At 75.1% G+C, this 13087-nt stretch carries 11 protein-coding genes; 5 read left to right on the forward strand and 6 right to left on the reverse strand.

The window, feature by feature from the left end; translation table 11 throughout:
- The first annotated feature begins 54 nt into the window (after nt 1–54).
- From csrA to ACI78Z_RS08875, 5 genes are all read left to right on the forward strand, one after another.
- Nucleotides 55–390 (forward strand): carbon storage regulator CsrA, encoded by a 336-nt coding sequence (gene csrA / locus ACI78Z_RS08855; RefSeq protein WP_457036158.1) that lies wholly within the window; start codon nt 55–57, stop codon nt 388–390.
- Between the two features lie 201 nt (nt 391–591).
- Complete coding sequence (locus ACI78Z_RS08860) at nt 592–1050, forward strand: hypothetical protein (RefSeq protein ID WP_457036159.1); 459 nt, start codon at nt 592–594, stop codon at nt 1048–1050.
- Between the two features lie 105 nt (nt 1051–1155).
- A complete protein-coding gene (locus ACI78Z_RS08865; protein ID WP_457036160.1) occupies nt 1156–2256 on the forward strand; it encodes a flagellar biosynthesis protein FliA in 1101 nt (366 codons plus the stop codon).
- 140 nt (nt 2257–2396) lie between these two features.
- Nucleotides 2397–2741 (forward strand): hypothetical protein, encoded by a 345-nt coding sequence (locus ACI78Z_RS08870; RefSeq protein WP_457036161.1) that lies wholly within the window; start codon nt 2397–2399, stop codon nt 2739–2741.
- Entirely contained in the window at nt 2738–3496 is a 759-nt protein-coding gene (locus tag ACI78Z_RS08875) for a hypothetical protein (protein ID WP_457036162.1), read from the forward strand. Before ACI78Z_RS08870 ends, ACI78Z_RS08875 begins: the two co-directional genes overlap by 4 nt.
- 73 nt (nt 3497–3569) lie before the next feature.
- On the opposite strand, the gene ACI78Z_RS08880 is transcribed toward ACI78Z_RS08875, so the two are convergent.
- The 6 genes from ACI78Z_RS08880 to ACI78Z_RS08905 all read right to left on the reverse strand — a co-directional run bounded on the left by ACI78Z_RS08880 (nt 3570) and on the right by ACI78Z_RS08905 (nt 12785).
- A complete protein-coding gene (locus ACI78Z_RS08880; RefSeq protein ID WP_457036163.1) occupies nt 3570–5321 on the reverse strand; it encodes a DUF222 domain-containing protein in 1752 nt (583 codons plus the stop codon).
- A 182-nt stretch (nt 5322–5503) separates the two neighbouring features.
- Nucleotides 5504–7483, reverse strand: coding sequence for an NlpC/P60 family protein (locus ACI78Z_RS08885; protein ID WP_457036164.1), 1980 nt, complete (start codon nt 7481–7483; stop codon nt 5504–5506).
- 115 nt (nt 7484–7598) lie between these two features.
- On the reverse strand, nt 7599–7859 hold the full coding sequence (locus ACI78Z_RS08890; protein ID WP_457036165.1) for a hypothetical protein: 261 nt from the start codon (nt 7857–7859) through the stop codon (nt 7599–7601).
- Between the two features lie 140 nt (nt 7860–7999).
- A complete protein-coding gene (locus ACI78Z_RS08895) occupies nt 8000–9316 on the reverse strand; it encodes a citrate synthase (RefSeq protein ID WP_457036166.1) in 1317 nt (438 codons plus the stop codon).
- Nucleotides 9317–9371: 55 nt separating this feature from the next.
- Complete coding sequence (locus ACI78Z_RS08900; protein ID WP_457036167.1) at nt 9372–11264, reverse strand: glycosyltransferase; 1893 nt, start codon at nt 11262–11264, stop codon at nt 9372–9374.
- A gap of 102 nt (nt 11265–11366) precedes the next feature.
- A complete protein-coding gene (locus tag ACI78Z_RS08905) occupies nt 11367–12785 on the reverse strand; it encodes a class II fumarate hydratase (RefSeq protein WP_457036168.1) in 1419 nt (472 codons plus the stop codon).
- Nucleotides 12786–13087: the final 302 nt, after the last annotated feature.

Below are 13087 nucleotides of genomic sequence, written 5' to 3' on the forward strand. Positions count from 1 at the left end.
CCCACCCGCCCCCCCGCCACGGACGGCCACCACACACCCACGGAGGGGTTCGAAGTGCTCACTCTCACCCGCAGCGTCGGCGAGACGATCCGCATCGGTGACGACATCGAGGTCCACGTCGTCGAGGTCCGCGGCGGCACCGTCCGCCTCGGTTTCAAGGCCCCGCGGGAGGTGACCATCCACCGCGAGGAGGTCTACCGGCAGATCGCCGAGGCGAACCTGCTCGCGGCGCAGGTCACCGCCGACACGCTCGGCGCGCTGGCCGCCTTCGCCCCCGCGACGGCCGACGCGGGCGGGCCCGGTCCCGCCAAGGAGCCGGTCACGCGGGACCGGCCCGCCGCGGCCGCCCCCGCCGGTCACGGTCAGGTCACGGAGGACCCCGCCGGCTGACACAACTGGCGGGCCAGGGCCCCGGGCCGTTGTGGACACCTGCCGAGCACCGCACAGCCGCGCTCCGGTGACTGATCGACACGGGCAAGACCTGCCGAAGAGATGCCCTGACATTGCGCATCGCACAGCGAGAGTTGTGCCGGTCGCCGGGTCGGTCATGCGCGAGAGTTGCCCCCAAGCACGTCACAGGGGGCGATCACGATGCAGCACAGCGTTACCACCGAGATCGGCGACCAGGTCGCCACGGTCGTCGGCTCCGGCGCGGAGACCGACACCGTCGTCGTGCACGTGCAGCTGCGGCCCCGCCGTGGGTCGACCCGGCGGTGCCTCGCCGCGCTGGCCGAGCTGGCCGGCGCGCACCCCGCGGTGTCCTTCACCCTGACCGGCCTGAGCAAGGACGACCGGGTCGTGCGCGTGACCGTCGGCGTCGAGCTCGGCCCGCGGGCCGCCGTCGCCCGCTTCTCGCCGCAGGCGCAGGCCGCCTACGCGTTCGTCAGCTCGCTCTTCACGACGCTGTACGACCACATGCCGGTCTACGCGGTGGAGCCGGGCGAGGCCGAGCGCGCCGCGGCCGCCGACCTCGTGGCCCGTCTCGAGAGCGCCCAGGTGGTCGAGGTCGTCGTCCCCGCGCCGCGGCAGCCCTCGCCGGCCGAGCGGTAGGAGGCCCTTGTCAAGGGCGGGCCTCTGGACGGGGCCGCCCCCGCCATCCGTCGCGGCCACGTCATCCGCACAGCGCCGTCTTCCCCACAGCGCCGAGGAGTCCCGGTGAACCAGTCCCCTGCCACCTCCGTCGACGACGCCCCCACCACCCGGCAGCGCGAACCGCTGGTGTTCGGCGGCATCCCCGAGGCCGAGGGCTGGGCCCTCGTGCCGATCGCGCCGCGCGACCGCGTGCACTTCCGCGCCGACCGCGAGCTGCCCCTCGAGGGGTTCCGGCGTGACCTGCCCGACGGCGTGACCGTCAGCTACGACGAGGGCGAGGGCCTGTACCGCGTCGACGGCGCCTGCGGCACCGCGCAGGTGCTCGCCGAGTGGATCAAGGCGTGGTGCGCCGGGCGCGGGACGGCGACCGTCGGGCTGCGGGCGGAGACCGACGTGCGCCGCCGGGCGCCGCGCGACCTGCCGCCGGCCTTCCTCGACGACCTGTGCCGGCACTACCTCCCGATCAGCCTCAAGCGGCTGCAGCGGAACATGAGCACCATCCGGCTCCACCTGCCCGACCCCGACGACCTCACCCAGCAGGTCAGCGAGTGGATCCTCAAGGCGGTCGGGCAGTTCGACGAGGGCAAGGGCGTCCCCTTCGGCGCGTTCCTCGCCACCCAGCTGTCGAAGTGGGTGCACGACCTGGGCCGCAACGCCCACGGTCGCACCGCGGCCGACACCGAGAACAAGCAGCAGAAGGCGGTCGCGGCCTTCCTCGCCGAGCACCAGCGCCGGCCCAGCGAGAAGGAGCTGGCCGCCTACATGGGGCAGAGCGTGGCGACGCTGCGGCGCAACTCGCAGACGGTGGCGACGCTCAACGGGCTGCGCAACCTGCAGTCCCTGGACGGCGTCGGCCCGGACGCCACCGAGGTCATGCTCCCGGACACGAGCGAGGCGCCGGACGAGATCATGGGCGAGGCCGAGCAGACGCTGCTGTCGCACGCCCTGACCGCGGCCTGCGCGCCCGACCCCGACGCGCGGCCCGATCAGCGCGCCGGTCAGCCCAACGTCCTGGGCTGGGCCACGTGGTACCTGACCACCTGGGGCGGCCGGACCAAGACGCAGCTGTCGGCCGACCTGGGCACCTCGGTGCGGAACATGAACGTGCACGCCGACCGCGTGGAGCGCGCCCTCAAGCACCGGCTCGCCGAGCTCGCCGACTGACCGGTTCCAGCCCAGCGGGAAACCGTTGCGGTACGGGTCCACCGCCGCGCCGGCCTGCCGATATCTGAGATCGTGAGAGAGCGCAGGGGAGCCCGCCGCCGCCGAGCTGCGGTGCTCGCCCCCGCCGCGGGAGGGGCGCGGTGAGCGCCCTCGCCCCGGGCGGACCCGCGCCCGACGTCCTGGTCCCGCACTGGCTCACCGCGGCCCAGCGCGAGGAGCTGGCGACCGTCGTGCGCGGCGCCCTCGAGGACGCCGAGGTGCACCCGGTGGCCGCCGTCCACCTCGCCGACGTGCTCACCGAGCTGCACGTGGCCGCGGCGCGCGACGCCCTGTGGCCGCGCTCGGCCGCGCGGGTGCGCCGGGTGACCGGCTGGGCGGCCGACGTGCTGCCGGTGCGGCTCTCCTCCCGCGAACTGACCAGCGTGCTGACGCTCACCCACCTCGCGTCGGGCCTGCGCGCCGCGCTGTGCCAGGACCGCCCGTGAGCGGGGGCCTGTTCGCCGGTGCCGGGCTGCTGCAGCGACTGCGCAGCGTGCCGGTCACGGTGGCCGACCTGCGCGGTACGGCGGAGCAGGTGCTGCCCGCGATGGCGACCCGGCGGCTGCGGATCGCCCTCGTCGAGGACCGGGCCGACGGCCCGGTCGTGGTCCTCGAGGAGGACGAGCGGCGGGTGCGCACGCCGCTGCGCGACCTGGCGGAGGACATGACCGACGCCCGCGTCGGCTCGACGCCCGAGGAGCTGGCGGCCGCGCTGACGGCCTGGGTGCTCGGCCGGCCGGTCCCCGACGCGGTGGCCGCCGAGGCCGGCATCGCGGTGCTCGACTGGACCGACCGGACCGAGACCGCGGTCGGCTGGCGCGTCGTGGTCCGCCGCGGGGACCGTACGGTGCCCTGGGCTCCGTCGGCCGACCTGGACCGGCGCGCCGTGGAGCACGTGCGCGCGGCCGCGGGCGAGCGTGCTGCCGTCGTCGGGGGCTCCCTGCGGGTGGAGGGCCCGGTGGCGCTGTGGACGCACCCGGAGGTCCCGGTGCTCGCCTCCGCCGTGCTCGTCGCCCCGCACCTGCTGCTGGACCGGATCGCCGCGGCCGGCCTCGACCTGCAGGACCCGCACGTCGTCGTCACGCCCCACTCTCCGCTGGCCTGTGCCGGTGCGGGCGTGGCCGCACGGCTCGCCGGGGAGACCGGTGAGGCGTGCCAGCGACTGCCCTGGCGGCAGATCGCCCGCCTGCGCTGGATCTGAGGAGGACGGGGCCGCCGGTCCCGGTCCGGGCCGTGGTCGCACGCCTCTCGACCACTGGTGCCGGTCGGTGCGTCTAGAACGGCGGTGGGTCGTCGGCGTGCGAGGTCGACCCCGCCGAGGCGGTGGCCGGCGGGTCGGGTGGCTGGTCGTCGTCGGTGCCGTACGCGGGGGGATGGGTCGTGACCTGGTGGCCGCCGGGCACCGTCCAGCGGATACCGCCGTCGGGCATGGGGGCCATGGCCCAGCCGGGGGCGAGGGTCTTGAGGCGGTGGTGGTGTTCGCAGAGACAGCACAGGTTGCAGGGGCTGGTGGGGCCGCCTCGGTCGTAGGGCACCCGGTGGTCGAGGTCGCACCTGCGGGGCCGGGCGCGGCAGCCGGGGAAGCGGCAGCGCCGGTCCCGGGCACGGACGAAGCGGTCGATCCGGACGTCGGCCCGATAGGCGAGCGTCTGCCCCGGCCGGCCGATCGGGTCGCCTCGGCGGATCGCGGTGGCATCCGTCAGTGCGAGCAGCGCGCCGGTGAGGGGATGGGTGACGGCGATCTGCGGCCGGGCGGCCAGCGTGGTGCCGGTGATCCGTCTGGTGAGCAGGAGGTCGGCCAGCTCTGCGGGTGTGTCCTCGGGATCGGCCGCAGCTCGGTCGCTGCTCGGGGCGTCCGTCGGGCCGTCCCATCGAGGGTCGGCGTGCCCGGCGGCCGCGACCGGGCCGGGGCCTGTCTCGTCCGAGGAGATGGTGCTGTCGGCTGCGTCTGCCGTCACGCTGGTGGGTCTGGGGAGCAGGCCCAGGGCGTAGGCGATCTCCCGGATGACCTCGGCCGGCAGGGGTTCGCCGTCGACCTCGCCGGGCTCGTCACCGCCGAGGAGCGTCGTTGCCGCCGCGGTGATGGTGAGCTGGGCCTGTACCGGCGGCAGGCCGTTCTCGCCGGGCCGGAGGATCAGGTCGGCGAGGCAGTCGGCCATCCGCTGCTGCTTGGTACGCGTGTCCCTCTCCGTGCGACACGCCTCGGCGTACCGCTCCAGCGCGTCGTAGCAGGCCCGTGCGACGGGGCCGGCGTGCGCGAGTGACAGGGTGTCGGTCCCGTCCCTCCCCGGGTAGAGCCGGACCCCGCGCTCCCGCACCGCTGCGGCGGCCCGGCGCAGCGCGGCGTTCGCGTCTGCTCTCAGCACCGCCCGGCGGGTGGCGACCCGCAGCTGGCTGGGTGTCTTCGACCCGACCCGTGCGAGCAGCCGCGCCTCCACCTCCGCGCGCGCCGCCGGGTGGGTGAGCAGCGGCAGCAGTTCGGCGAGCACCTCGGCGTGCTTGCGCCCGATCCGCCCCTCCTCCCATGCGGTCAGGGTTGCCGGGAGCTGCTCGTCCAGCGTCACCGCCAGCACGAGCAGGTCCTGTGCTGCCGAGCCGGTCAGCTGCAGTCGGGTGGCCACCTCGTCGGCCGCCCACTCGCTCACGGTCGTCAGGACCTCCGGCCGCACCGCTCGGGAGGCCGGCGACGCCGCCCCCGGTTCGCCGGGTGCCCGGTCGAAGGAGCCGGCCGGGCGGTGCCGGGCGAACGCGGCCAGCGCCCGCAGTTGCTTCGCTGCCGCTCGACCGGAGGCCCGGTGTGCGGCCACCGCGACGTCCAGCAGCGCGGCGCCGTCCTCGATCAACCGACCGAGCACCGTCGGCGCCTGCGCGGTCGTGAGGTCTCGGAAGGACGTCTCCTCGGGCACCACCGTCACCGGTGTGCGGAACCTGTGGCGAGCGCGTGCGGCCGTCTGGTCGAGCACCACGCGGAGCAGTCGCGACTCGACCAGCGAGTCGCCTCCCTGCATCCACCGGCGTCCGTACACGTGTTCGATCGTAGTAGTGCCGCGCGGCTCTGACCAGCGGAGACGTTCCCTGTGGACAACCGCCGTCGTGCCGCTGCGCATGGTGCCACCGGGGCTGATCGGACCCGGGGGAGACATCGACTCGAGCACGACGTCGACGCGAGGGACGGCTGCGGTCCCGAGTGGCGAGGGGCAGCCCTGCGTCATGCCAGGTGGCCGAACTCCCAGTGCCAGGGTTCCGGCTTCTCGCCGCCCTGCCGCGCCCAGTCCGGCTGCACGAAGCCGAACCGGCCGGCGTTGGCCGCCATCCACGCCGACTGCGCGGTGCCGGCGGTGTTGATGCCGCCGCAGAGGTCGACGGCCAGCGCCCACCCGTGGTTCGACGTCCCCGGCACCGCGGCGAGTGCCGGCTTGGCGCGGAAGGCGGTGACCTGCGCACGGAGCGACCGGTAGGAGTCCGTGATGCACAGCGGGCTGCTGAAGGCGGCGCGGTAGGCGTCGGCCAGGGCCGTGTAGCCGGCCGCGGCGTCGCAGCGCAGGGCGTGGCCACGGCCGATCGAGCAGAGGGCGGTCGTCGGGATGCTCCCGTTCGACCAGCCACCCCACGCGGGGCTGACCGGGCCGACCGGCGCGGGCGGTGCGCCGCAGGGCCCGCGACCGGCGGTGCCGGGGGGCAGCGCGGCGTTCGGCTGCGCGGGAGAGGGGAGCGGAACCCGCACGGCGGCGGCAGCGTCGGTCATGGGGCGGACGCCGACCTGGTAGCCGGCGGCCGACGCGGCCACGACCTGGCCCTCGCCGAGGTAGATCCCGACGTCGCTGCCGCCGTCGGCGAACACCAGGTCACCGATCTGCAGCTGCGCCAGCGGGACGGCGGCGCCGCGGGTCCACTGGTCGACCGCGACGGTCGGGATCCCGTATCCCCCGAGCAGCCACGCGGTGGCGGCCAGGCCGCCGCAGTCGTAGGCCTCCGGGCCGGTCCCGCCGGGCACGTAGGGCTTGCCGAGCTGGGCCAGCGCGGCGCTCACCGCGGCGACCGTCTCGGCCGGGAGCACGGTGACCGGGCGGTTGCCGGCCACGGCCCAGGCGATGCCGGGGATCGGCTGCCCGGCGCCGTCCAGCGCGGGGGACAGCCCGGCCGGCAGGGCCGCGGGGTCGGTCAGGGCGGCCGCGGGCGGCGATTCGATGCCGGCGAGGGTCAGCACGGCGAGGTGGTCCTGCCAGCGGCGCAGCGCCTGCTGGTTGACCTCCTGCTGCGCTGCGGCGGCCCGGCCCGTGCCCAGGGCGGCGAGCTCGGCGGCCACGTCGGTCCGCAGCCCGCCGACCTCGGCGCGCACCTCGTCGAGGACGGCGCCGGCCTGCTCCTCCACGGTGGCCAGGGCGGCCGCGGCCACCTGCACGCGGCGGGTGGCGAGGGTCAGGGCGACCGCGGCGCGCTCGGCCTGCACGACGTCGACCGCGAGGTCGTCGGCGGCCTGATCGGCGAGCGCCGCCAGGTGGAGGACGTCGGAGGTGGCCCCGGCCGCCCGCACGTCGAGGCGGAGCAGGGGGGTGCGGACCTCGCTCGGGGACCGGTACAGCGCGGCGGCCCCCGTGCCGACCGTCGCGCGCGCGGCGGCCAGCTGCTGCTGCGCGGAGTGCTCGGCGGCGCGGGCGGCCGTCAGCTCGGCCTGCCGCGCGGCGAGGCTCTGCTGCAGGCCGCGGTAGCGGGTCGCGGCGTCGAGCAGCGAGCCCTGAGCGGCGAGGGCCAGGCCGGTCGCGTCGGTCGGCTCGGCGGCGGTGCCGGTCGCCTGGGTGCCCGGGGCCATCAGGCCGGCCAGGACCGGCAGCACCAGCCCGACGGCGGCCAGGGACAGCCGGACCCGCCAGCGGCGGCCGTCGGCAGCGGGCCGGCGGAGGGGGGCGCGACGGGCGGGCGCCTTCGTGCGCCTCCCCTTCCGGACGCGGGTGCCGGTGGCCGGACGGCGGCCCGGGGCCGACGGGCGCCCGGCGGGGGAGCGGCGGGACGCTGCCGCGGCAGCGCCGTCCGGGTCAGCAGCGGCGCGGGCGGCGAGCACGGCGCGCAGCGCCTGCGCCTCCGAGGCGGTGAGCGGCGGGCGGGCGGTGCTGCTGCGCGGCGCGGTGGCCCGCCGGCCGGCGGCGGGACGGGCGGTGGTGCGAGGGACCGTCGTGCGTGGTGCGGGCACTGCGGGTCCCCCGGGCGGTCTCGTCGTACGTGGCCGGCGCCGCGGGTTGCCGCGGTGCGCTCAGGCCTCGTATCGACGGCTCGGGGGAGTCCCCGGAGGGAGGGGGGAGGCGGGCTCACCCCTCCGGGTGAGGGTGATCCGCAGGTGGCACCCGATCGGCGTACACGCCCGCCGATGGCGCGGTGCGCTCGGCCGGGGGCCACCAACCCCCGTGGTGGTGCTCGAGCGGGATCCGCACCTCCTCGCCGTCCTCGGTCGAGACGATGAGCTCCACCCGGGCCACCCGGCGGCCGGTGCCGCCGACGCGGACCGCTCCGCCCGTGGCCAGGGGGACCGGAGGCAGGACCAGCTCGTCCTCGGGGGAGGACTCGGCCATGGGACTCCTTACGGCGCGACGGTGCGGGTGGTGGCGCGGCGTCCATGCTGCCCGAGAACGCCGAGGTCCCGCCGTCCGGGCGGACGACGGGACCCCGAGGTGGTGAGGACCCGCTGCCCCGAGGGGGCAGCGGAGCGGGCTCAGCGCTGGTCGATCGGCACGAACGGGCGCTCCGTGGCCCCGGTGTAGACCTGCCGCGGACGGCCGATCTTGGTGGCCGGGTCGTTGATCATCTCGCGCCACTGGGCGATCCAGCCGGGCAGCCGGCCGAGGGCGAACAGCACGGTGAACATGTGCGTCGGGAAGCCCATCGCCCGGTAGATCAGCCCGGTGTAGAAGTCGACGTTCGGGTAGAGCTTGCGCTCGACGAAGTAGTCGTCGGAGAGCGCGATCTCCTCCAGCTGGCGGGCCAGGTCCAGCAGCTCGTTGTCGCCGCCGAGCTTGTCGAGCACGGTGTCGGCGGTCTGCTTCACGATCGCCGCCCGCGGGTCGTAGTTCTTGTAGACCCGGTGCCCGAAGCCCATGAGCTTGACGCCGGGCTCCTTCTTCTTCACCCGCTCGACGAACGCCGGGATGTCGCCGCCCTCGCGCTGGATCGACTCGAGCATCTCCAGCACCGACTGGTTGGCCCCGCCGTGCAGCGGGCCGAACAGCGCGTTGATGCCGGCCGAGATGGAGGCGAACAGGTTGGCCTGCGAGGAGCCGACCAGGCGCACCGTCGACGTCGAGCAGTTCTGCTCGTGGTCGGCGTGCAGCACGAAGAGCATGTCCAGCGCCGCGGCCAGGTCCGGGTCGACCTCGTAGGGCTCGGCCGGGAAGCCGAACGTCATCCGGAGGAAGTTCTCGGTCAGCCCGAGGGAGTTGTCCGGGTAGAGGAACGGCTGGCCGACGGACTTCTTGTAGGCGTACGCGGCGATCGTCGGCAGCTTGGCCAGCAGGCGCAGCGTCGAGATCTCGACCTGCCGCTCGTCGAACGGGTCCAGCGAGTCCTGGTAGAAGGTCGACAGGGCGCTGACCGCCGAGGAGAGCACCGGCATCGGGTGCGCGTCGCGCGGGAAGCCCTTGAAGAACTGCTTGAGGTCCTCGTGCAGCAGCGTGTGCCGCCGCAGCCGGGAGTCGAAGCCGGCCAGCTGGTCGGCGGTGGGCAGCTCGCCGTAGATCAGCAGGTAGCTGACCTCGACGAAGCTGGCCTTCCCGGCGAGCTGGTCGATCGGGTAGCCGCGGTAGCGCAGGATCCCGGCGTCACCGTCGATGTAGGTGATCGCCGAGGTGCACGACGCGGTGTTGACGAAGCCGATGTCCAGCGCGACCCGTCCGGTCGTCGCCAGCAGCTTGCCTGTGTCCAGTCCGTCCGCTCCCTCCGTGGCCGGGACCACGGGCAGGGGCAGTTCTCCACCGGGATAGCGCAGGGATGCGTCGGGGTTGCCGGCCGCGGGTGCGCTCGCTGTCTCGCTCATCAGCACGGGACGCTACCCAGCTACTGGCGGGTAGGGCCCATACGAGGCGGTCTCCTCACGCGGATGCGGGAACGGCGTGCACCGGGTGACCGCCGTCCGTGCCGGCCGGCGCCGACCACAGCGGCGAGGTCATCAGCCGGGCCAGCCAGTCGAGCACCTCGTCGGTGAACGGCGCGTCGCCCGCCAGTTCCGGGCCGGTGTGGTGCGGGCGCAGGGCGTCCACGCTGATCTCCCCGCAGTCCGCGGCGGTGCGGCCGATGCCGGCGAGCAGCGCGAGCACGGTGGTCTCGGTGCCGGTGCCCTCGAGGTCGTCACCGGGGAGGAAGGGCAGGCTGACGGCGAGCCGGGGGTGGGCGCTGCACAGCTCGAGCAGGCGGCTGGTCCACTCCTCGTGTCGCCCCCACCCGGGCGCCACGCGGACCAGGAACGGCGACTCCGCACCCCGGGAGAGCCCCGCCAGCAGGTCCGCCTCCATCCGGTCGTCGTACAGGGGCCCGAGCCCCCGGGCGATGTGCCGGGGATCGGGGCTGGCGGTCTCCGGGGCCACCGCGCTGAGCACCATGGCGCCGTACCGGTCGTCGGTCGGGGAGTCGCCCAGGTCGTCGACGTCCGTGGCCGGCAGGGCGCGTGCCTTCGCGTAGAGGGACTCCAGCCCGGCGCGCCACGCCGGGCCGTCGTGCACCGCGAGCACCGCGGCACGGGCGTCCGCACCGGCCTGCCGCCGCAGGTCGGCGTCCGCGGCGAGCCGGCGCACGGTCGTGGCGAACTTCTCGGCGGTCGCCACGCGGGGCAGCCCGGCGAGCCCCGGCGACCCCGCCTGCAGGATGGACGCGGGGTCGTCCTCGGAGAGGTCCGCCAGCGCGACGACGGGGAGGCCGAGCACGGCCGCCTCGAGTGCCGACGTCGACGAGTGGGTCGGGTAGGAGTCGAGGTAGACGTCGGCGAGGGCGAAGTACGGAGCCGGGTCCGGCACCTTCCCGACCGGGAACACCCGGCCCGGGTACCGCTTGTCCAGCCGGGACCAGTCCTCGCTCGGCGTGGCGCCGACGAGCACGACGCACAGCTGCGGGGACCAGCGCAGGACCCGCTCGACGACGTCGCGCATGCCGCGTCCCCACGCGGGGGCCATCTTCCAGTCGGCGCTGACGGTCAGGGCCACGACGGCGTCCGGGCGGATCCCGAGCTCCCGGCGGAGCGCGTCGCCGGCCGGCGACGGCAGCTCGTCGACGGGCAGCGGCAGGACGCCGATCCGGTCGGCGGGCACCCCGCGCAGGCCGACGTCGACGGCCCGGGTCTGCGGACGCAGGTCGCACAGCAGGTCGGTACCGGCCACCCCGAGCCAGTACGCGTGGTCGGCGTGGTTCTCGAGCACCACGGGCGGGCGGGGACCGGGCAGGTTGGCGGCCGCGAGCGCGACGGCGTCGTAGGGGTGCACGTGCAGGACGACGAGGTCGGCCCGGTCCATGTGCTGCCGCAGCTGCCGGGCCCGGTCCAGGAGCCCGGTGGCCGTCACCTGCAGCTCGTGCAGCTCACCGCCCGTGGCGCGGACGGAGGCGACCAGCTCGTCGGGCACGGCACCGTGCTGGTTGGTCAGGACGACGTCGCTCGTGCGCTCGTCGCGGGCCATCCAGCGCCACGCCAGGCGGGTGTGCCCACCGGTGGAGTAGGCCTCGGTGAGCACGTGCAGCACCCGCCCCGCACGGCGGTCGCCGTCGACGGTCACCCGCCCGGAGCCCCGGACGGCGTGGACGACGGCGCGCTCGACGCGGGTGTCGCTGAGCAGGCCGACCGGGGCCAGCCAGGCGTAGGTGGCGGCCAGCGTCGCCGTCCGGAGCACGTGCTCGGTGTCGCCCCGGTCGGCGTAGTGCCGGGCCAGCTCGACCAGGAGCTCGTAGTTCCGCCGGTTCGCGGCGAGGACTGCGGGAGCGTGGGCGAGGGGACGGTGCACGGATGGGCCTCCAACGGTCGGGCCGGGGCCACCCCCGTCCACGACGGGGGGTATCGGCAGGGCCCGCCGGGGCCGTGACCCCCGGCCCGGACCGCCCGGGGCTCAGGGGTGGGTCATGGAGAGGACGTCGAGGGCCTCGTCCAGCTGCTGCTCGGTGAGCTTGCCCTGCTCGACGTAGCCGCGCTCCACCACGACCTGGCGGATCGTCTTCTGCTCGGCCAGCGACTGCTTGGCGACCTTCGCGGCCTCCTCGTAGCCGATGTACTTGTTCAGCGGCGTCACGATCGACGGCGAGGACTCCGCGTACACCCGGCACCGGTCGACGTCGGCGACGATCCCGTCGACGCAGCGGTCGGCGAGGATCCGGCTGACGTTGGTCAGCAGCCGGATCGACTCCAGCACGTTGCGGGCCATGAGCGGCAGCGTGACGTTGAGCTCGAAGACGCCGGTGGTGCCGGCGAAGGTGACCGCGGCGTCGTTGCCGATGACCTGGGCGCCCACCTGGATGACCGCCTCCGGGATCACCGGGTTCACCTTGCCGGGCATGATCGAGCTGCCGGGCTGGAGGTCGGGCAGCTGGATCTCGGCCAGGCCGGTGCGCGGGCCGGAGCCCATCCAGCGCAGGTCGTTGGCGATCTTCACCAGGCCGACGGCGATGGTCTTCAGCTGCCCGGAGCCCTCGACCAGGGCATCGCGCGAGCTCTGCGCCTCGAAGTGGTTGCGCGCCTCGGACAGCGGCAGGTCCAGCTCGGCGGCGAGCCGCTCGATGATCGCCGCGGCGAACCCGGGCGGGGTGTTGATGCCCGTGCCGACCGCGGTGCCGCCCAGCGGCAGCTCGCCGATCCGCGGCAGCGAGGCCTGCAGCCGCTCGATGCCGTAGCGCACCGCCGCGGCGTACCCGCCGAACTCCTGGCCCAGGGTGACCGGGGTGGCGTCCATCAGGTGGGTGCGGCCGCTCTTCACGACCTCGGCGAACTCCTCGGCCTTGCGCTCCAGCGAGCCGGCCAGGTGCCCCAGCGCGGGGACGAGGTCGCTGACGATCGCCTTGGTCGCGGCCACGTGGATCGCCGACGGGAAGACGTCGTTGGACGACTGCGAGGCGTTGACGTGGTCGTTGGGGTGCACCGGCGAGCCGAGCGCCTCGGTGGCCAGGGACGCGATCACCTCGTTGGTGTTCATGTTGCTCGACGTCCCCGAGCCGGTCTGGAACACGTCGATGGGGAAGTGCTCGTCCCACGCCCCGCTCGCCACCTCGGCAGCGGCGGTGGAGATGGCGTCGGCGGTCTCCTGCGGCAGCACGCCCAGCGAGGCGTTGACCGCGGCGGCCGCGCCCTTGATCGCGGCCAGCGCGGCGATCAGCTCGCGCTCGATCGGCGTGCCGGAGATCGGGAAGTTCTCGACGGCGCGCTGCGTCTGCGCCCGCCACTTCGCCCACGCGGGGACCCGGACCTCGCCCATGGAGTCGTGCTCGATGCGGTAGTCGGTGCCGTCCTGCTGTGCGGCCTGGGTCTCAGCGGGCATTGCTGCAGCTCCCGGTGTGGTGGTTGGTGACAGTGCTCCGACAGGGACCCTAGATGCCCGCGAGGTGGCGGTCGGGGCGGCTCCGACGTGGGAGCGCCCCGGGCGGGGACGGCGGACCGCGCATGGGACGTCCACCCAGGTCGGAGGAGAGCGCATGTCCCCGCCGCAGCAGCCGTCGGATGCTCTACACGGAGTCCGCGCCGTTCTCGGAGTACGAGCGCCACGCCAGCACCTGCGGCGGCCGCGTCAAGCCGCTGGCCGTGGCCTGCTGCACCGAGCTGGAGTGAGCCCGGCAGCCGACC

It is taken from the genome of Geodermatophilus sp. SYSU D01176, from assembly GCF_054050015.1.